This window comes from Belnapia mucosa, from assembly GCF_016775475.1.
GTDB classification, from domain to species: domain Bacteria; phylum Pseudomonadota; class Alphaproteobacteria; order Acetobacterales; family Acetobacteraceae; genus Belnapia; species Belnapia mucosa.
Genome location: NZ_JAEUXJ010000004.1, coordinates 187,883 through 203,772, shown reverse-complemented (window position 1 = coordinate 203,772; position 15,890 = coordinate 187,883). Strand labels below are relative to the sequence as shown.

The 15,890-nt window shown below is 71.0% G+C and carries 16 protein-coding genes; 12 read left to right on the top strand and 4 right to left on the bottom strand.

Annotated elements, in window-relative coordinates; genetic code table 11:
- The first annotated feature begins 95 nt into the window (after positions 1-95).
- Together JMJ55_RS11845 and JMJ55_RS11840 are read left to right on the top strand one after the other, a co-directional pair.
- The gene (locus JMJ55_RS11845) at positions 96-1,073 is read left to right on the top strand and encodes a 2-hydroxyacid dehydrogenase (protein WP_202825762.1); all 978 of its coding nucleotides are present in this window, start codon (positions 96-98) and stop codon (positions 1,071-1,073) included.
- A gap of 17 nt (positions 1,074-1,090) precedes the next feature.
- On the top strand, positions 1,091-1,960 hold the full coding sequence (locus JMJ55_RS11840; RefSeq protein ID WP_202825761.1) for an MBL fold metallo-hydrolase: 870 nt from the start codon (positions 1,091-1,093) through the stop codon (positions 1,958-1,960).
- A 10-nt stretch (positions 1,961-1,970) separates the two neighbouring features.
- Here JMJ55_RS11840 and JMJ55_RS11835 read toward each other — a convergent pair whose 3' ends face one another.
- From JMJ55_RS11835 to JMJ55_RS11825, 3 genes are all read right to left on the bottom strand, one after another.
- The gene (locus JMJ55_RS11835) at positions 1,971-3,545 is read right to left on the bottom strand and encodes an EAL domain-containing protein (protein ID WP_202825760.1); all 1,575 of its coding nucleotides are present in this window, start codon (positions 3,543-3,545) and stop codon (positions 1,971-1,973) included.
- Positions 3,546-3,614: 69 nt separating this feature from the next.
- Positions 3,615-4,145 carry a carboxymuconolactone decarboxylase family protein gene (locus JMJ55_RS11830; RefSeq protein ID WP_202825759.1) on the bottom strand — a complete coding sequence of 177 codons (531 nt, stop codon included), beginning with the start codon at positions 4,143-4,145 and terminating at the stop codon, positions 3,615-3,617.
- A 127-nt stretch (positions 4,146-4,272) separates the two neighbouring features.
- Positions 4,273-4,848, bottom strand: coding sequence for a peroxiredoxin (locus JMJ55_RS11825; RefSeq protein WP_202825758.1), 576 nt, complete (start codon positions 4,846-4,848; stop codon positions 4,273-4,275).
- Positions 4,849-5,009: 161 nt separating this feature from the next.
- Between JMJ55_RS11825 and JMJ55_RS11820 the strand changes: the two genes are divergently transcribed.
- The 7 genes from JMJ55_RS11820 to sugE all read left to right on the top strand — a co-directional run bounded on the left by JMJ55_RS11820 (position 5,010) and on the right by sugE (position 10,890).
- Positions 5,010-5,933, top strand: coding sequence for a LysR substrate-binding domain-containing protein (locus JMJ55_RS11820; RefSeq protein WP_202825757.1), 924 nt, complete (start codon positions 5,010-5,012; stop codon positions 5,931-5,933).
- Between the two features lie 28 nt (positions 5,934-5,961).
- The gene (gene acdA / locus JMJ55_RS11815) at positions 5,962-7,179 is read left to right on the top strand and encodes a 3-sulfinopropanoyl-CoA desulfinase (RefSeq protein ID WP_202825756.1); all 1,218 of its coding nucleotides are present in this window, start codon (positions 5,962-5,964) and stop codon (positions 7,177-7,179) included.
- Positions 7,180-7,282: 103 nt separating this feature from the next.
- A complete protein-coding gene (gene ykgO, locus JMJ55_RS11810; protein ID WP_043337704.1) occupies positions 7,283-7,408 on the top strand; it encodes a type B 50S ribosomal protein L36 in 126 nt (41 codons plus the stop codon).
- 32 nt (positions 7,409-7,440) lie between these two features.
- Positions 7,441-8,667 carry a cytochrome P450 gene (locus tag JMJ55_RS11805; protein WP_202825755.1) on the top strand — a complete coding sequence of 409 codons (1,227 nt, stop codon included), beginning with the start codon at positions 7,441-7,443 and terminating at the stop codon, positions 8,665-8,667.
- A 22-nt stretch (positions 8,668-8,689) separates the two neighbouring features.
- The gene (locus tag JMJ55_RS11800; RefSeq protein ID WP_202825754.1) at positions 8,690-9,463 is read left to right on the top strand and encodes a class II aldolase/adducin family protein; all 774 of its coding nucleotides are present in this window, start codon (positions 8,690-8,692) and stop codon (positions 9,461-9,463) included.
- Between the two features lie 10 nt (positions 9,464-9,473).
- Positions 9,474-10,439, top strand: a complete 966-nt coding sequence (locus JMJ55_RS11795; RefSeq protein ID WP_202825753.1) for a Bug family tripartite tricarboxylate transporter substrate binding protein — start codon at positions 9,474-9,476, stop codon at positions 10,437-10,439.
- Positions 10,440-10,569: 130 nt separating this feature from the next.
- Positions 10,570-10,890: a quaternary ammonium compound efflux SMR transporter SugE gene (gene sugE / locus JMJ55_RS11790; RefSeq protein ID WP_202825752.1), complete on the top strand. Its 321-nt coding sequence runs from the start codon at positions 10,570-10,572 to the stop codon at positions 10,888-10,890.
- A 23-nt stretch (positions 10,891-10,913) separates the two neighbouring features.
- On the opposite strand, the gene JMJ55_RS11785 is transcribed toward sugE, so the two are convergent.
- Positions 10,914-12,176, bottom strand: coding sequence for an aminopeptidase (locus tag JMJ55_RS11785; RefSeq protein ID WP_202825751.1), 1,263 nt, complete (start codon positions 12,174-12,176; stop codon positions 10,914-10,916).
- Between the two features lie 166 nt (positions 12,177-12,342).
- Here JMJ55_RS11785 and JMJ55_RS11780 point away from each other — a divergent pair, with 166 nt between their 5' ends.
- The 3 genes from JMJ55_RS11780 to JMJ55_RS11770 are packed head-to-tail and all read left to right on the top strand — an operon-like array spanning position 12,343 to position 15,838.
- Complete coding sequence (locus JMJ55_RS11780; RefSeq protein WP_202825750.1) at positions 12,343-13,587, top strand: paraquat-inducible protein A; 1,245 nt, start codon at positions 12,343-12,345, stop codon at positions 13,585-13,587.
- Positions 13,584-15,278, top strand: a complete 1,695-nt coding sequence (locus JMJ55_RS11775) for a PqiB family protein (RefSeq protein WP_202825749.1) — start codon at positions 13,584-13,586, stop codon at positions 15,276-15,278. Before JMJ55_RS11780 ends, JMJ55_RS11775 begins: the two co-directional genes overlap by 4 nt.
- Complete coding sequence (locus tag JMJ55_RS11770; RefSeq protein ID WP_202825748.1) at positions 15,275-15,838, top strand: PqiC family protein; 564 nt, start codon at positions 15,275-15,277, stop codon at positions 15,836-15,838. The genes JMJ55_RS11775 and JMJ55_RS11770 overlap by 4 nt, the downstream gene beginning before the upstream one ends.
- The last annotated feature ends 52 nt before the right edge of the window (positions 15,839-15,890 follow it).

Here is a 15,890-nt window from a genome sequence, read left to right as displayed (position 1 = left end):
TCCCTTATCCGAATGGCGCGACCCTGCCTTTGGCCGCCCTGGCTGGCAAGACGCCGTCCGGGTGGTAAGACAGGCCCAACCGAGGAGACGCCCCCATGCCGAAGCCCGTCCTGCTGGTGACCCGCAAGCTGCCCGAGGCGATCGAGGCCCGCGCCTCCCGCGACTACGACGCCCGGCTGAACCCGCAGGACGAGATGTGGGCGACCGACGGCGCCGAGATCGCCCGCCGGGCACGGGAGGTGGGCGCCGCCGGCATCCTCGGCGCCGCCGGCGATGCGCTGGGCGCCGCCTGCATCAACGCCCTGCCGGAGAGCGTGAAGGTCATCGCCACCTTCAGCGTCGGCTTCGACCATATCGACATCGCCGCCGCCAAGGCCCGCGGCATCGTGGTGGTGAACACGCCGGAGGTGCTGAGCTTCGCCACCGCCGAGACCGCCTTCACCCTGATGCTGATGGCCGCCCGCCGGGCCGGGGAGGGGGAGCGGATGGTCCGCGCCGGGCAGTGGAAGGGCTGGGCCCCGACCCAGCTCCTCGGCGTAACGCTGGAGGGCAAGAAGCTCGGCATCCTCGGCTTCGGCCGCATCGGGCGGGAGCTGGCGGCGATGGCGCGCGGCTTCCGCATGGAGATCCACTACCGCGATATCCAGAAGCTGCCGCCCGAAGTGGAGCAGGGCGCCATCTACCACGACAACGAGGACAGCTTCCTCGGCGCCATCGACATCATCTCGATGCATGTGCCCGGCGGTGATGCCAACCGGCATTGGCTGAACGCCGCCCGCATCGCCAAGATGAAGAAGGGCAGCCTCGTCGTGAACAGCGGCCGCGGCGTCTCCGTCCATGACGAGTCGCTGATCGCCGCGCTGAAGTCGGGCCATATCCGTGCCGCCGGCCTCGATGTCTATGACGGCGAGCCGAAGGTGAATCCTGGCTATCTGACGCTCGAGAATGTCGCGCTGCTGCCGCATCTCGGCAGTGCCACCATCGAGGTGCGGGATGCCATGGGCAACCGGGCGCTGGAGAATCTCGACGCCGTGCTGCTGAAGGGCACCACGCCGCCGCATCGCGTCGCCTGACCCGCCGGGAGGACCACATGGCCAGCCAGCAGCAGGCGCCGGGCTTCTACCGCTTCCGCATCGGCAGCTACACCGTCACCACGGTCTTCGACGGCTTCAACCGTCGCCCTGTCGAGGGACTGGTGCGGAACGCACCCCTGCCGGAGGTGCAGGGGGTGCTGGCCGAAAGCTTCCTGCCCAGTGCGACCTATGACGGGCCCTATACGGTCACCTTCGTCGAGACCGGGCGGCAGCTCATTGCCTTCGATGCCGGCACCGGCGGGCAGATGGCGCCGACCGCCGGCCTGCTGCCGGCGAACATGGCCGCCGCCGGGCTGGATCCGGCGCGGGTGGACCTCGTCATCCTCACCCATTGCCATCAGGACCATATCCATGGGCTGCTGACGCGGGAGGGCACCGCCTTCTTCCCCCGCGCCGAGCTGGCGCTGGCCGAGCCGGAATGGGCCTGGTGGACCGATCCCGGCAATGAGACCCGCAGCCCGGAAGGCCAGCGGGTGAATTTCGCCAATGTCGCCCGCCGCTTCGCCCCCTATCAGGGCCGCATCCGCCGTTTCGGCCCGGGTGCCGAGGTGGTGCCCGGCATCCATGCCATCCCCGCGCCCGGCCATACGCCGGGGCACAGCATCTTCCATGTGGCGGATGGGCGGGACGAGCTGGCGATCCTGGCCGATACCACCCACCGGCCAGAGCTCTTCGTGCGCCGCCCCGGCCTGCATTCCGTCTTCGATTTCGACGGCGCGGCGGCCGAGGCGACGCGGCGGCGGGTGCTGGACCGGGTGACGACCGATCGGGTGCGGGTGATCGGCTACCACTTCCCCTTTCCGGCCACCGGCCATATCGCCCGCGACGGCGCCGGCTACCGCTACGTCCCCGCCGAATGGGCCTGAGCCGGCCGGCTCAGCGCCCCCGCGGCAAGGGTCCCGGCCGGCCGAACAGCCAGCCCTGGCCGTATTCCACGCCGAGCTCCCGCATCAGCGCCGCCTCCTCCTCGGTCTCGATATGCTCAGCGACGACCTCGGCCCGCATGCCATGGGCGAGGTCCACCATGGCGGCCAGGATGGCGCGGTCCTTCGCATGGCGGGCAGCCCGGGTGACATAGGTGCCGTCGATCTTCACGTAATCGACCCGCAGCAGCCGCAGGTAGCGGAAGCTGGCGGCGCCGGCGCCGAAATCATCGATGCAGAGCGGCAGGCCGAGATCGCGCAGTGCGGCGACGCTGCGCGTGGCTTCTGCCTCGTCCTCGATCTCGGCGGTTTCGGTGATCTCGATCAGCAGCCGATGGACCAGGGCCGGCTCCGCCTCCAGCAGGGCCAGCAGCCGGTCGCGGAAGGTCGGGCTCTGCAGTGACAGGCCGGAGATATTGGCGGCGATCGGCCCGCCCCGGCTGCCGCGGGCGGCGGCGCAGACGCTGCGGAGGACGGCCCAGTCCAGCTCCTCCGAGAGGCCGATGGCCTCGGCGAGCAGGACGAATTCCTGCGGATTCTGCGGCGCCTCTGGAGCCGTCGGATCAGGCCGCAACAGCGCCTCGTAATGCTGCACTTCACCGGTCTCGAGCGCGACGATGGGCTGGAAGCTGAGGGCGAAGCGGTGCTCCTCGATCGCCTGGCGCAGGCCGGCGGCACGGGCACAGGCGGCGCCGAGGAGGTTGCCCAGCCCGCCCTCCGCACCGGCATCCTCCACCGCCGCGACGCCGCCGCGATCGAAGGCCGAGAGCGCGTAGCGCAGCGCCCGCGTCGCCTGCAGGGGCGTGAGGCCGGCGGTCTCCAGCGGCAGGCTGCCGGTGGCGACCGAGGCGGCATGGCCGGCGCCCTGCAGCAGCGCCTCGATCTGTTGGCTGAGGAGACCGAGATCCCCTGGCCCAGCGCCGAGCACGCCGTAGCGGCCGGTGCCCAGCTCCCCGGCCCGGCTGCCCGCAGGCAGGCTCTCCGCCAGCCGGTCGCGGATCAGCGCGGCGGCTTCAGCCGCCTCCCCATCCGCATGAATCTCGATCAGGCCGAGGCAGGGCGCCTCGCCGCCACCCAGCTCCGCCTCCGCGGCCCGGCGCAGCGCAGCGGCATCGGCGAGGCCGGGCTGAGGCAGCGTGTTCGGGCTGACGGCGATGCTGAGGCAGAACCGGTCCGCGCCGCCGTCGCCGAGCAGGCGAAGGCCGCCGATCGAGACCGGGGTGGCAGCCGGATCGTTCAGCCGGAAGGCCATGGGGGCCAGCCGGTCCCGGGCGAGCAGCAGGCTGAAGGCCAGGTCGAATTCGCCCCGATCGGCCAGCGCCACCAATTCCCGAACGCGGCGGCCGGTCCAGGCTTCGGGCGGCGTGCCGAGGCGGCTCTGGAAGGCACCGGCGGTGAAGCCGATCCGGCCATCCGATGTCACCTCGACCAGCAGTTCCGCCGCGGCCAGGGCAAAGGTCAGAAAGCGATTCCGATCCGCCGCCAGGCGCGAGGTGGGGGGTACGACGGCTGCGGCGCCGTGAAGCATCTATCCTGCGGCTCCCGCATCCAAGGTTGCGACCCAGGATGCGGGGGCAGGGTGAAAGACCGGTTAAACCTAGGCGGTCAGCGCCGCCTCGGCATCGAGGGTCGCGGCGGTCGCATGCACCACCGCGGCGATGCGGACGGCGGCCTGGATCGCCTCCTTCGAGACGCCATGCGTCAGCAGCGTCTTCTCATGGGCTTCCATGCACATGCCGCAGCCATTGATGGCGGAGACCGCCAGCGACCACAGCTCGAAATCCACCTTCTCGACGCCCGGCCGCGCCATGATGTTCATGCGCAGCTTGGCCGGCATGGCGTTGTAGTCGCCGACGACGAGGTGGGTGAAGCGGTAGTAGATGTTGTTCATGCCCATGATGCTGGCCGCGGCCTTGGCGGCGTTCAGCGCCTCCGGGCTCAGCTTCGGGCCAAATTCGGCGACGATGTCGCGGATCACCGCGGCATTGCGGGAGGCAAGCGCCGAGACGACGAAGGTGCCGGCGCGCTGCTGCTCGGTCAGGGTCGGCTCGGCGGCCAGGCTGCCGAGATTCAGCTTCTGGTCCTTGGCATATTCGGGCAGGCGGTTGCGCAGGGCTTCCAGCGACATGGCGTGGCTCCTTCCAAGGGTCTGATTGTCAGGGGTTGGCGGAACGGACCGCAGGCGATCCGCTCGGCGAACCCCCTCCCGCAGGGGGAGGGGAGGGCGGAGGGGGCCGGGGCCCCCTCCATCCGGTTCAGGCGGCCTTCTCGAACAGCTTCTGGGCGTCGAGGGCTTCCTGGCCCTTGTTCCAGTTGCAGGGGCAGAGCTCATCGGTCTGCAGCGCGTCGAGCACGCGGAGCACTTCCTGCGGGTTGCGGCCGACATTGAGGCCGTTCACCGAGGCCCACTGAATGGTGCCGTCCGGATCGACGATGAAGGTCGCGCGCAGCGGGACGCCGGCGTCCTTGTCGAGGATGCCGAGGCCCTCGGACAGCTCGCGCTTGATGTCGGCGAGCATCGGGATCTCGAGGTTCTTGATGTCCTCGTTGTAGACGCGCCAGTTCAGGTGGACGAACTCGCTGTCGGTCGAGACGCCGTAGACCACCGCGTCGCGGTCGGCGAACTCACCGGCGAGCTTGCCGAAGGCGGCGATCTCGGTCGGGCAGATGAAGGTGAAATCCTTCGGCCAGAAGAAGACGATCTTCCACTTGCCGGCATCGGAGGCGGAGGTGATCTCGGTGAAGGACTTGCCAGGGCCACCGAGGCCCTCGGCACCAGCCTTCACGGCAGTCAGGGCGAAGCTCGGGAACTTGTCGCCAACGGTCAGCATGCAGTGATCCCCTCAGGTTATGGACAGGCTCATAAATAGAGCTAACAGGGATACCCCTGTTGGGCCCGCTGCCGCTTATGGCGCAGTGCAGCAGATCGGTCCAATGAATAGTTTTTGGTGCTTTGATTGACGATATCGATCAATCGCGCCATCTACCCAGCATGCTCTCCCTACCCAGTCCGCAGCAGCTTCGCTACCTGCTGGCCCTTGCCGATCATGGCCATTTCGGCCGGGCGGCGGCGGCCTGCGCCGTGACCCAATCCACCCTGTCGGCCGGCATCATTGCCCTGGAACGCCAGCTCGACGCGCATCTGCTGGAGCGCGGGGCTTCCAAGCGGCCGATCTTCACGCCGCTCGGGCTCGAGGTGGCGGAGCGCGCCCGCACGGCGCTGGCAGCGCTGGAGGTGGTGGCGGAGACCGCGGCGGCGGCGCGCGATCCGCTCTCCGGCCCGCTCCGATTCGGGGTGATCCCGACCATCGGCCCCTTCCTGCTGCCGCGTCTGATGCCGGCGCTCCGCACCGCCTTTCCCCGGCTCCGCCTCTGGCTGCGCGAGGACCAGACGGAGCGGCTGGTGGCCCAGCTCGAGGCCGGGCGGCTGGACCTGCTGCTGTTGGCACTGCCCTGCGCCTGCGGCGAGGCCGAGACGCTGCCGATCGCCGCCGATCCCTTCCTTGCCGCCATGCCGGCCGGGCATCGGCTGGCGGCGCGGGAGAGGGTGCCGGTCGGGGCGCTGGCAGGCGAGCGGCTGCTGCTGCTGGAGGATGGGCATTGCCTGCGCGACCATGCCCTCGATGCCTGCGGCCTGCCGCGCGGCGCGATGCCGGCCGAGGACGGATTCGCCGCCACCTCGCTCCATACCCTGGCGCAGATGGTGGCGGGTGGGCTCGGGGTGACGCTGCTGCCGCAGCTCGCGCTCGCTGGCGGGGTACTGTCCGGCGCCGCGGTCGAGGTTCGGCCGCTGGAGCCGGAAGGTGGCGCCCCGCCCAGCCGCAGCCTGGCCCTGGCTTGGCGGGCGCGCAGCCCGCGCGCGGCAGAATTCCGCGGCCTCGCCCCGGCCATTGCCGCGACCATGCAGCTATCATAACGGTAGTCCCAGGGAAGGGAGACGGCCGATGGATGGGCTGACGGAAGACCAGGCGCGGCTGCGCGACCTTGCGCGGGAGGTGGCGGCCGAGGCCGCCGCCCAGGCCGCCGAGACCGACCGCACCGAGCAATATCCCTGGCCGATGGTCCGCCGCATGCAGGAGGCGGGGCTGATGGGCCTGACCATCCCGCAGGAATGGGGCGGCCCGGGCCGGTCCTATTTCGAGGCGGCGCTGGTCATCGAGGAACTGTCCAAGGCCTGTTCCGTCTGCGGCCGCATCGCGGTCGAGAGCAATATGGGCGCGCTCGGCGCCGTCATGGCCTATGGCAGCCCGGAGCAGCGGCGCTTGGCCGCCGGGCTGGTGCTGGCGGGCGACAAGCCCGCCATCTGCATCACCGAACCCGAGGCCGGCTCAGCCGCGACCGAGATGACCACCCGTGCGGAGCGCCGCGGCGATGCCTGGGTGATCGATGGGGTGAAGCACTGGATCACCGGCGGCGGCATCTCCCGCCTCCATCTGATCTTCGCCCGCGCCTTCGAGGACGGGAAGGAACTGGGAATCGGCGGCTTCCTGGTGGTCCGGAACGGGGAGGGGGATCCGCCCGGCCTCATCGTCCATCGCCGCATCCCCTCCATGGGCCTCAAGGGCATGCCGGAGGCGGAGCTGCGCTTCGAGGGGCTGGTGGTGCCGGATTCGATGGTGCTGCGCCCGCCGGGCGGCTTCGCCCGTGGCTTCGGCCGGCTGATGGATGCCTATAACGGCCAGCGCGTCGGCGCGGCGACGGTCGCGCTCGGCATCGCCGCCGGCGCCTATGATCAGGCCCTTGCCTATGCCAAGGAGCGGCGGCAGTTCGGCCGGCCAATCGCGGAATTCCAGGGCCTCGGCTGGATGCTGGCCGATATGTCGATCAAGCTGGAAGCCTCGCGCGCGCTGATCTGGCGGGCTGCCCGCAGCGCCGGGCCGGCCGGCTTCCCGGACCGGCTGGCCGCCGCCCAGGCCAAGGTGCTGGCCGCCGATACCGCCATCGAGGTCACGAATGCCGCGCTCCAGGTCTGGGGCGCCGCCGGCTATAGCCGGGACAACCCGCTGGAGCGGATGGTGCGCGATGCACGGATGTTCGCCATCGCCGGCGGCACCGCCCAGGTGCTGCGGACCCAGGTGGCGGAGCAGATCCTCGGCCGCAAGCTGCCGCAGACGCGGGACGGCTTCCTGCGGGCCGAGGCGGCGCGGCTGGCGGCCGAATAGGCCGCCGTGGTTGACTCAAGGTCGCCCTTCGCTTATCCGGCGCCCTCCCCGGCGGGGCGTCAGCCTCGCCGCAACCCATTCGCCTTGCCAGTGAGTCCGCGTCATGAAGATTCGCAACAGCCTGAAGACCGCCAAGACGCGCGACAAGAACTGCGTGGTGGTGCGCCGCCGCGGCCGTCTCTACGTGCTGAACAAGAAGAACCCGCGGCTGAAGGCCCGCCAGGGCTGATCTGCGGCCGGGCAGTGGGCTAGGCTCCAGCGATGGACCCTGCCCCTGCCGACTCGGCCCTTGCTGCGGGCTTCGACCTCTCCCGGCTCGACGCCGCCTTCTATGCCGATCCCTTCCCGGTCTACCGGGCGCTGCGCGAGCATGCGCCGGTCAAGCGGATGGCCGACGGCTCGCTGTTCCTGACGCGCTGGGCCGATCTCGACCGGATCTACCGGGATACGAAGACCTTCTCCTCCGACAAGCGGGAGGAGTTCCGGCCGAAATACGGCGCGACCCCGCTCTACGAGCATCATACCACCAGCCTCGTCTTCAACGATCCGCCGCTGCACACGCGGGTGCGGCGGCTGATCGCGGGCGCGCTGATGCCACGGGCGCTCGCTGCCATGGAGCCCGGGCTGCACGCCCTGGTGGCGCGGCTGCTGGATGCGATCGAGGCCCGGGGCGAGGCCGATCTGATCGAGGATTTCGCCGCCGCCATCCCGATCGAGGTGATCGGCAACCTGCTCGCCGTCCCGGTCGAGGAGCGCGGGCCGCTGCGCGGCTGGTCGCTCGCCATCCTCGGCGCGCTGGAGCCGGTGGTGACGCCGGAGGCCGCCGCGCGGGGCAATGAAGCGGTGACCGAATTCCTCGACTATCTCCGCAGCCTCGTCGCCCGCCGCCGCGCCCGGCCGGGCGACCCCGCGACCGATGTGCTGACGCGGCTGATCCAGGGCGAGGCGGATGGGGAGCGGCTGACCGAGGCCGAGCTGCTGCACAACTGCATCTTCCTGCTCAATGCCGGGCATGAGACGACGACCAACCTCATCGGCAACGGGCTGGAGCTGCTGCTCCGCTTCCCGGACCAGCGGGCGAGGCTGCTGGCCGAGCCGGGGCTGATCGCGACCGCCATCGAGGAATTCCTCCGCTACGAGAGCTCCAACCAGCTCGGCAATCGCCGGGTGGTGGCGGAGACCGAGATCGGCGGAGTCCCCGTCGCGGCCGGCACCCTCGTCACCCTCTGCATCGGTGCCGCCAACCGCGATCCGGCCCGGTTCGAGGAGCCCGAGCGGCTGGACATCGCCCGCCAGCCCAACCGGCACCTCGCCTTCGCCGGCGGGGCCCATATGTGCGCGGGCATGAACCTGGCGCGGCTGGAGGGGCAGATCGCCATCGCCGCCTTCCTCCGCCGCTTCCCCGGCTACGTTCCCGCCGGCGCGCCGGTGCGGGGCGGCCGGGCCCGCTTCCGCGGCTTCCTCTCCCTCCCGATCCGCGTGGCATGATGCGGGGGAGGGAGGACAACCTATGAGCCCCGAGGCCCTGACCGACCGCGCCCCCGCCGGCACCAGCCCGGCCGAATGGGCGGCGCGGGTCGAACTCGCCGCCTGCTACCGGCTGTTCGGCCGGCTCGGCTGGCACGAGATGATCTACAACCACATCACCTTGCGGGTGCCGGGGACGGAGGACCAGTTCCTCATCAACCCCTTCGGGCTGATGTACCGGGAGGTGACAGCCTCCAACCTGGTGCGGATCGATACCGAGGGGCGGGTGCTGGACGGCTCGGCTTATGGGGTGAATCCGGCCGGCTTCATCGTCCATCGCTCGGTCCATATGGCGCGGCCGGATGCGCATTGCGTGATGCACACCCACACCACCGCGGGCCTCGCCGTGGCCTGCCAGGAGGAGGGGCTGCTGCCCATCTCCTTTCCCGCGGTCTTCTATACCGACCGCCTCGCCTATCATGATTTCGAGGGGATCACGCTGGAGCGCGAGGAATGCGCCCGGCTGGCGGCGAGCCTCGGCACCCGCAACGCGATGATCCTGCGCAACCACGGCCTGCTGACCTGCGGCCCGACCGTCGCCGATGCCTTCGCCGAGCTCTATCACCTGCAGCGGGCCTGCGAGGTGCAGGTGGCGGCGCTGGCCGGCGGCCGCCCGATCCGCACCCCGCCGGCTGAGGTTGCACGCCGCGCCGCGGCGCAGTTCGATGCGACGGCGCGTCATGGCGAGCAGAACGCCTTGCTCTTCGCCGCCATGCTGCGCTGGATGGATGAGGCGGAGCCCGGATTCCGCCGGTAGGGGGACACGCATGACCATGCTGACGCGCCGCACCGCGCTCGCGGCCGGCCTCGCCACCTTGGCCGGCCCGGCGCTGGCTGCCTTCCCGGACCGGCCGATCCGCTGGCTGGTCGGCTACCCGCCCGGCGGCGGGACGGATGTGCTGGCGCGGCTGGTCGGGCAGAGCATGGGCACCCGGCTCGGCGTGCCGATCGTCATCGAGAACCGGCCCGGCGCCGCCACCAACATCGCCGCCGAGGCGGCGGCCAATGCCCCGCCCGACGGCACCACGGTCTTCACCGCGGGGAACGAGACGCTGGTCTTCAACCCCGCCCTGTACAAGCGCCTGCCCTTCGATGCCGATACCGGGCTGCGGCCGCTCGGCCTGATGGCCCGCTTCCACCTGGTGCTCTGCACCAAGCCGGAGGGCGGGCCGGACTCGCCCGCCGCCTTCCTCGCCGCGGCCAAGGCGCGCAGCATCGACTATGCCTCGCCCGGCATCGGCTCCCCGCACCATCTGGCGATGGAGCGGCTGGCGCGCGACCTCGGGATCAAGCTGAACCACGTTCCTTATCGTGGCCTGGCGCCGGCCATGACCGACCTGATGAACGGCACGGTGACCGCGGCCGTGCTCGACATGGCGGCGGGGGCGGAGGTGATCCGCACCCGCAAGGTCCAGCCGCTCGCCCTGCTCTCCGCCGCCCGGCTGGAGGGGCTGCCGGACCTGCCAACGGCGCGCGAGGCCTACAGCCTTGCCGGCTTCGAGGCCTATGCCTGGCAGGGGCTGACCGCGCCGGGCAAGACCCCGGACGAAATCGCCGCCCGCCTCTCCCGCGACCTCGCCGCCAGCATCGCCGAACCGGCGGTGCAGGCGCGGATGCGGGAGATCGGCCTCGACCCGCTGACCGGCGGGCCGGAGGAGCACCGGGCGATGATCGCGGCCGAGCGGGCGATCTATTGGCCGCTGATCAAGGGCCTTGGGCTCAGCCTCGACTGAGCGCTGCCACGCCGCCCCGGACGGTTGACCATCGCCCTCCCGGACCCAGCTGAGCGGTCAGAGGCCACGTCCTCTCCCTTGACGGGTTCAGGTCCGGGACGGCCCGGCAGCTTGGTCGAAGGAGACTGCCATGGCCTGGTTCATCCTCATCATCGCTGGCCTGTTCGAGGTCGTCTGGGCCTTCTCGATGAAGTTGTCGGAAGGCTTCACGCGCCTCTGGCCTTCCGTCGTCACCATGGCCGCGATGCTGGTGAGCTTCGGGCTTCTCGCCTGGTCGATGCGGTCGCTCCCACTCGGCACCGCCTATACAGTGTGGACCGGGATCGGGGCGGTGGGGAGCTTCGTCGTTGGGATCGTCTTCCTCGGCGAGACCGCCAATGCTGCGCGCCTGTCGGCGGCGGCGCTGATCGTGAGCGGCCTCGTCGTCATGAAGCTGTCCAGCCCGTCATAACCCCGGCGGGCCGGTCCGCCTCCTCAGCCGACCCACTCGCCGGACCGCATGAGCGGTTCGGCCCGGCCCGCCGCGTCGATACCGTCGACATCCGTCTCGGCCGAGCCGATCATCCAGTCCACATGGATCAGGCTGCTATTGGCGCCCGCTGCCTCCAGCGCAGCCTTGTCCAGGTTCTGATCGACGAAGCATTTCGAATAGGCTTGGCCGAGGGCGATATGGCTTGCGGCATTCTCGTCGAAGAGCGTGTTGAAGAAGAGCAGCCCGCTCTGCGAGATCGGGTTGGAATTCGGCACCAGCGCCACTTCGCCCAGCATCCGGGCGCCCTCATCGGTGCCGATCATCCGCTCCAGCACCGCCTGGCCGGTGCTGGCATGCGCCTCGGTGATCCGCCCGCCCTCGAAGCGCACGCGGATGTCCCGGATCAGCGTGCCCTGGTAGGAGAGCGGCTTGCTGGCCGCAACCACGCCCTCGGTCACCGCCCGATGCGGGGTAGTGAAGACCTCCTCGGTCGGGATGTTCGGGTTGCCGGTGATGCCGTTCTTGGCCGTCGAGAGCCCGCCCATCCAGGCATGGCCATCCGCCAGCCCGACCTTGAGATCCGTCCCAGGTCCGCGGAATCGCAGCGCGGCATAGCGCCGCTCGTTCAGCCGCCGCCGCTTGGCCATCAGGCCGGCATTGTGTGCCTCCCAGGCGGCGACGGGGTCGGGCGCATCGGCGCGGGAGGCGGCGAAGATCGCATCCCAGAGCCGGGCGAGCGCCGCATCCTCGGGCAGGTCAGGGAAGACGGTCCGCGCCCAGGCCGGTGTCGCCGCCGCGACCAGGGACCAGTTGATGGCGGTGCTGGTGATCAGTTCCAGCGCCGGGCGATAGGCGATGGAACGCGCCCGGTTGGCACGGGCCACCCGCTCCGGGTCTTCGTTCGCCAGCAGCACCGGGTCGTCGCCGACGATCGCCAGCCGCGCGGCGCCGCGACGGAAGGCCTCCGCCATGCCCTCGAACAACCAGCCGGGCGCCACGTCGAAGGCCGCCTCCGGCGCATGGCGGTAGCGGGCCAGCGCCATCTGGTCGTCGCCGAGCAGGCAGGTGACCAGCGAGGCGCCGGCCTTGTAGGCCTGCTCGACGATGCGCCGGGCCAGCGGCAGCGCCTCGACCGGCGCCGTCATCACCAGCTCCTGCCCCGGGGCAAGGTTCAGCCCCACCCGCACCGCCAGCATCGCCAGGCGGTCGAGCCGGGCGTCATGGGCGGCGGCCTCGGGGGATGTAGTCGGCTGCGGAATGTCCATATTCGTGGCTCCCTGGGCTGGGCGGGAGATAAGCGCCCGGCGCGGGCGGGATGCAACTCCCGCGCGGGCGAACCGTTCGCCCGCGGAACCTCTTCAGCCGGGCCGCCTGACCGATGTCCTCCCCCTGCCGCTCCGTTCCCCATGCCACCGCCGGAGCGTCTTGCCGGTGACCGTGGAGGCGCGCCTGAGGGAATGCGAGGGCTGCGGCAGGATGGTGCGGCTCGGCCAGCTCGCCCGTGGGACCGAGGCACGCTGCCCGCGCTGCCACGCGGTGCTGCGCCGTGCCTCCGGTTCGCTGGAGACGCCGCTGGCCCTGGCCCTGGCCGGCCTCTCGCTCTACGCGGTGACGATGACGCTGCCCTTCCTCGGCATCCGGCTGCTCGGCCAGGCGCGGGTCAGCACCATCGAGACGGGGGCGCTGACCTTCGGCCGGGACGGGTTCTGGATGCTTGCCGTCCTCGTTATCCTCACCCTGGTGCTGCTGCCGCTGGCCCGGCTGCTGTTGCTGACGACTGTCCTGCTCGGCCTGCGCGCGGCCGAGCCGCTGCCCTGGCTCCACCGCGCCTTCCGCTGGCATGAGCGGATCGGCGCCTGGGCGATGCTGGAGGTGTTCCTGTTCGGCGTCCTGCTCTCCTATAGCCGGCTCGCCGACATGGCCCAGGTGCAGATCGGCCCGGCCGCCTATGGGCTGGCGGCGCTGGCCCTTGCCCAGGTGGCGCTCAATGCCTGGCTCGAACCCCAGGCGGTCTGGGAGGCGCTGGAGGCGCGCGGCGCGACGGCCGCCCCGGTGCGGCCCGCCCGGCTCGACGGGCCGGCCATCGGCTGCGACTCCTGCCGCCTGGTCTGCGAGGCGCCCGCCGGCAGCACCTGCCCGCGCTGTGCCGCCACGCTGCGCGAACGGAAGCCCGACAGCATCGCCCGCGCCTGGGCGCTGATCGCCGCCGCGACGGTGCTCTACATCCCGGCCAATGCCTATCCGGTGATGGTGATCGTCAATCTCGGACGCGGCGGGCCGCATACCATCCTGGGCGGGGTGGAGGAGTTCATCCATGGCGGCTTCTGGCCGCTGGCCCTGATCGTCTTCCTCGCCAGCATTGCGGTGCCGGTGCTGAAGCTGGCCGGCCTCGCCACCATGCTGATCGGCATCCATCGCCGCTCCGGCGCCGGGCTGGTCGTGCGGACCCGGCTTTACCGGCTGGTCGAGGCGATCGGCCGCTGGTCGATGATCGATATCTTCGTGGTCTCCATCCTGGTCGCCCTGGTGCGCTTCGGCAGCATCGCCCAGGTCACCGCCGGCATCGGCGCCGTCTGCTTCGCCGGCGTGGTGGTGCTCACCATCCTCGCCGCCGAGGTCTTCGATCCGCGGCTGATGTGGGATGCCGCCGCCGGACGCGAGGAGGATGAGGCATGAGCGAGGCCGCGCCCCCGCCGGCCGAGCCGGTGGTCCGCGCCCGCCGGCGCCGCATCTCCCTGGTCTGGCTGGTGCCGATCGTCGCGCTGCTGGTCGCCGGCTATCTCGGTTGGCGGACCCTGTCCGAACGCGGCCCGCTGATCACGCTCACCTTCCGCGATGCCGCCGGGCTGACCGCCGGCCAGACCCCGGTGCGCTACAAATCGGTGCAGGTCGGGCTGGTGGAGGGCATCGCGCTCAGCGACGACCTGCAGCAGGTGCGGGTCAGCGTGCGGATGAACCGGGAGGTGGATGGGCGCCTCACCGACCGGGCGCAGTTCTGGGTGGTCCGGCCGCGGCTCACGGCCGGCAATGTCTCCGGGCTCGAGACCATCGTCTCCGGCGCCTTTATCGAATTCGATCCCGGCCTGGAGCGCGGCGCGTCGCGGCGCGAATTCACCGGCCTCGAAAATCCGCCCGGCATCCGCTCCGACGAGCCAGGCCGGGTCTTCACCCTGCTCGCCCAGCGGATCGGCTCGCTCGACCGCGGCTCGCCGATCTTTTTCCGCGATGTCGTGGTGGGCGAGATCCTGGATTACGAGCCGCCCGGCCTCGATGGCGGCATCACGCTGCGCGCCTTCATCCGCGCTCCCTTCGATGGGTATCTGAAGGAGGGATCGCGTTTCTGGAACAGCTCCGGCGTCAGCCTCCGGCTCGGCGGCAACGGCGTGCAACTGGAACTGGAGAGCCTGCGCGCCGTGCTCTCCGGCGGCGTCGCCTTCGATACCCCGGTGGAGCTGCGGAACGACCCGCCGGCGCCCGACACCGCCCGCTTCCAGCTCTATGATGATCTCGATGCCGCGGTCTCGGCCACCACCAAGGACCGTCTGGTCTTCCTGCTCTATTTCGATGGCTCGGTGCGCGGCCTTTCGCCCGGTGCGCCGGTCGAGATGCGCGGCATCCGCATCGGCAGCGTGCTCGACCGCGCGCTGGAATATGACGAGCCGAGCGACAGCTTCCGCCTGCCGGTCCATATCGCGATCGAGCCGGACCGCATCGCCTATCCGAAGGGCCGGGCCGGCCGATCGCAGGAGGATGTGGTGGCCTTCGCCCGCCGGATGGTCGAGCGTGGCATGCGCGCCCGGCTGATGAGCGGCAGCCTGCTGACGGGGCAGATGGTCGTCAGCCTCGATTTCGTCGACAACGCGCCGGCGGCCGAGGTGGTGATGCAGGGGGAGGATGTGGTCCTGCCTACCCTGCCCGGTTCGGATCTGATGGGCACGGTCGGCGGCCTCGCCGCCCGGTTGCAGGAGATTCCCTTCGCCGAGATTGGCCGCAACCTGAATGCGACCCTCGCCGGGGTGAACGGGCTGGTGAATGCGCCGGCGGTGCGCGGCGCTGTCCAGGGCTTGGCCAGCGCGGTCGAGGAGGTGCAGGGCCTGCTCAAGCGCGCCGATGAGGGGTTCGCGCCGTTGCTGCGCCGGTTGCCCAATATGGCGCAGATCCTCGAACAGGCGCTCGGCCGCGCCAATACCGCGGTCGGCTCCATCGAACGCGGCTACGGCAATGATTCCGAGATCAACCGCCAGCTCGCCCGCACCCTGTCGCAGGTGAACGACGCGGCGCGGTCGATCCGGCTGCTGGCGGATTCGCTCGACCGCCACCCGGAGGCACTGATCCGCGGCCGCACCGACCGAGGGAATACGCCATGATGCGCCGACGCCACCTTCTGCTCGGCCTCGTGGTGGCCGGCTGCGCCTCCTCGCCCGACCCGGTGCTCTACCGGCTGACGCCGGTGCCCGGTCCCGAGCGCCGCGGCGCCCCGGCACTGATCGAGCTGCGCCAGCTCGGCCTGCCCGGTTATCTCGACCGGCCGCAGCTGATCCGCGCCGCCGCCGAATCCCGGCTGGAGGTGGTCGGCGGCGCCCGCTGGGGCGAGCCATTGGGCGACCTGGCCGGGCGGGTCCTGGCCGAGGACCTGATGCAGCGCCTGCCCGGCTCCAGTGTCTTCACCGAGACGGGCACGCTGCGCGGCGAGCCCGGCCTGACCATCGAGGTCCAGATCCAGCGCTTCGAATCCGGCCCCGATCCCGTCGTGCATCTCCTTGCGCAGGTGGCCCTCCGGACCCCTGGGCGGCGCAACAGCCGGGCGCAGGTGGTGCGGCTGGAGGTGCCGGTCAGCGGCGCCGGGACCGGCGGCATCGTCGCGGCGATGAGCGCGGCGCTCGGGCAACTGGCCGATGCCGTGGCAGGGCTCGCGGCCGGCGGCTGACCCATCGCTCCCATGCCCTGGCGGCATGGCAACCGCTCCGCCCTTGTCGCGC

What these genes read in the sequence shown, in the direction of transcription:
- JMJ55_RS11845 (WP_202825762.1), top strand. Translation starts at nt 96, where the DNA reads ATGCCGAAGCCCGTCCTGCTGGTGACCCGCAAGCTGCCCGAGGCGATC.
- JMJ55_RS11840 (WP_202825761.1), top strand. Translation starts at nt 1,091, where the DNA reads ATGGCCAGCCAGCAGCAGGCGCCGGGCTTCTACCGCTTCCGCATCGGC.
- JMJ55_RS11835 (WP_202825760.1), bottom strand. Translation starts at nt 3,545, where the DNA reads ATGCTTCACGGCGCCGCAGCCGTCGTACCCCCCACCTCGCGCCTGGCG.
- JMJ55_RS11830 (WP_202825759.1), bottom strand. Translation starts at nt 4,145, where the DNA reads ATGTCGCTGGAAGCCCTGCGCAACCGCCTGCCCGAATATGCCAAGGAC.
- JMJ55_RS11825 (WP_202825758.1), bottom strand. Translation starts at nt 4,848, where the DNA reads ATGCTGACCGTTGGCGACAAGTTCCCGAGCTTCGCCCTGACTGCCGTG.
- JMJ55_RS11820 (WP_202825757.1), top strand. Translation starts at nt 5,010, where the DNA reads ATGCTCTCCCTACCCAGTCCGCAGCAGCTTCGCTACCTGCTGGCCCTT.
- acdA (WP_202825756.1), top strand. Translation starts at nt 5,962, where the DNA reads ATGGATGGGCTGACGGAAGACCAGGCGCGGCTGCGCGACCTTGCGCGG.
- ykgO (WP_043337704.1), top strand. Translation starts at nt 7,283, where the DNA reads ATGAAGATTCGCAACAGCCTGAAGACCGCCAAGACGCGCGACAAGAAC.
- JMJ55_RS11805 (WP_202825755.1), top strand. Translation starts at nt 7,441, where the DNA reads ATGGACCCTGCCCCTGCCGACTCGGCCCTTGCTGCGGGCTTCGACCTC.
- JMJ55_RS11800 (WP_202825754.1), top strand. Translation starts at nt 8,690, where the DNA reads ATGAGCCCCGAGGCCCTGACCGACCGCGCCCCCGCCGGCACCAGCCCG.
- JMJ55_RS11795 (WP_202825753.1), top strand. Translation starts at nt 9,474, where the DNA reads ATGACCATGCTGACGCGCCGCACCGCGCTCGCGGCCGGCCTCGCCACC.
- sugE (WP_202825752.1), top strand. Translation starts at nt 10,570, where the DNA reads ATGGCCTGGTTCATCCTCATCATCGCTGGCCTGTTCGAGGTCGTCTGG.
- JMJ55_RS11785 (WP_202825751.1), bottom strand. Translation starts at nt 12,176, where the DNA reads ATGGACATTCCGCAGCCGACTACATCCCCCGAGGCCGCCGCCCATGAC.
- JMJ55_RS11775 (WP_202825749.1), top strand. Translation starts at nt 13,584, where the DNA reads ATGAGCGAGGCCGCGCCCCCGCCGGCCGAGCCGGTGGTCCGCGCCCGC.
- JMJ55_RS11770 (WP_202825748.1), top strand. Translation starts at nt 15,275, where the DNA reads ATGATGCGCCGACGCCACCTTCTGCTCGGCCTCGTGGTGGCCGGCTGC.